Annotated in this window: 2 protein-coding genes; both read right to left on the bottom strand. The window is 58.9% G+C overall.

Going from position 1 to position 2,058, the window contains the following annotated elements; genetic code table 11:
• Positions 1 to 401: ferritin-like domain-containing protein (locus NKI72_RS34715; protein ID WP_352852210.1), on the bottom strand; the 401-nt coding region annotated here is incomplete at its 3' end.
• Between the two features lie 360 nt (positions 402 to 761).
• Positions 762 to 2,058: FAD-dependent oxidoreductase (locus tag NKI72_RS34710; protein WP_352852209.1), on the bottom strand; the 1,297-nt coding region annotated here is incomplete at its 5' end.

Below are 2,058 nucleotides of genomic sequence, written 5' to 3'. Positions count from 1 at the left end.
TCGTTACCGAAGGGATCGAAGTCCCGCCCGAGGCCCGCTGCCTCCGCAACCGCCTTGAACCCCGCATCGAAATCGATGGCCGGCCTGTCGACTGCGTTCTTTCCAAGCGTCTTGCGGTAAAATCGGACGTGCGCGAGTTCGTTTTCCGCAACTTCCTGCATGAATTCGCCGATGGCCGGCGTCTCGAACGAGACTTGCTTTCCGCCAACGACGTCGCCGGATTTCGAGCCGGCATCGGCTGCGTCGATGCCTTTTCCGGTGGTGCCGCGGAGGTAGTATTCAGCCTCCATATATTCGAGGTTGAGCGCAAAGCGGAAAATGTCTTCGTCCTGCACGTCCTCCTGGGCATAGGCGCGAGAAACCGGCGTCAGGCCCGTGGTGGTGGCGAGGGTTGCTCCCAAGCCGAACTGCAACGCTCGACGGCGCGAAATATGAATTGAAGGCGTGACACGGATCCTGACTTCCTCCCAAAAGTCCGCCGGTATCACCTGTTGGCACCTGATCGCGGGCCAGCCTTTCTAACCCCGTCAAACTCGATAAATGTTCCTTCGGTTGTCGCGCATTTTCGCCAAATGTTGTGCTTCGAATCCGAGCCATGACCTTGAGCTGATTATGGGCGACTGATGTCTCTCGTCTTGTCGAGAAGCTAGAGATCACAACTGCATCGATGTAGCCTTTTATGACCAGTGATATCTACGTCATAGGCGTCATTTGCGCTGGCCGGTGCTTCGGCGCCAATACACAAGCGAACGCCGATTGGCTTATTCGATCGAAGCCAAGGGCGACACGGCCGGTCCGTTCAAGGCGCTGCCATCAATGGCAAAGTGCGAGCCGTGGCAGGGGCAATCCCAGCAGCGTTCCAGCGAGTTCCAATGAACATGGCAACCGACATGAGTACATGCGGCCGAGCGCTTGTGGAGCGTGCCGTCCTCATCGCGAAAAGCCGCGACTTTGGTAAGCCCTTCGCGCACGATAGCGCCCTCTCCCGGCCGCAGCTTGTCGGCGGAATCGATTTCGCCAGGCGCGATATACTCGGCAAAACTCTTGATCGCTGTCGCATTCTGCGCCAAATAATCGCCGATCGCGCGTGCCGTCTTGCGAGAGGGTTCGTAAAGTTCCCGCCAGGGGCTTTCCCCCTTGAGAATCAGGTCGGAAATCAACAGGCCTGCCACGACCCCATGGGTGATGCCCTGGCCGGAATCGCCGGTTGCAACGAAGACACGCCGGTCACCGGGATTGCGACCGATGAACCCGGCATAGTCGACGGTCTCCATCACCTGCCCGGACCAACGGTTGGTTTCCATCCCGACATCGGGCACCAGCCTTTTGGTCCAGGCCGCCAGGGCCGCGAAGCGTTTGCCGGCATCATCGGCCCGTCCTGTTTTGTGGTCTTCACCTCCGACGATCAGGAAGTCGGTCCGACCTTTGCCAGGCTGAAGCCGAACGTAGTGATAAGGGTCTTCAGTATCCCAATACAGCGCATCCGGTAGGATATCGCGCGCGATCTCGAATGACATCGCGTAGGTCCGATAGGGCGCTTGTTTGGTATGAAGGGCGACCCGATCGTTGATCGGCGAGTTGGTGGCGACAACGGCCGATTTGGCAGACACGGCAAAGCCTGAGACCGTGGTTACGCGCACGCCGCCGTCGGTCTCCTCGACCTTGTCGACGATAGTCTCCGCATAAAGCATGCCGCCGCGCGCGCGAATGCCCGCAGCCAGCCCGCGGAGATATTTGAGCGGGTGAAATGTCGCCTGATTGGCGTAGCGAAGGACGGGCGTATCCGAAAAGCCTGCAAACGGCACGCCTGCGGTTTTCTCGACGTCGACACCAATCTTCAGAGCGGCGTCCAGTTCGCGCTCGATGACGGATTCCTTTCTGCCTGACGCCGGAAACAGAAAGCCGTCGAGGCGGCGGAAATCACACGCAATACCCTCCGCCTCTTGGATTGCTTGGATACGGTCGATAACGGCCGACTGGCTTTGGTAGTAGATCCGCGCCAGTTCCTCGCCACGCAATTTGATCAGTTCCGAAAAGTAGTCGTCGCAGATCGATGAC

The sequence above is a fragment of the Mesorhizobium sp. M0437 genome (genome assembly GCF_040321335.1).
GTDB lineage: Bacteria > Pseudomonadota > Alphaproteobacteria > Rhizobiales > Rhizobiaceae > Mesorhizobium.
This window is presented reverse-complemented; position numbering and strand designations above follow the sequence as displayed.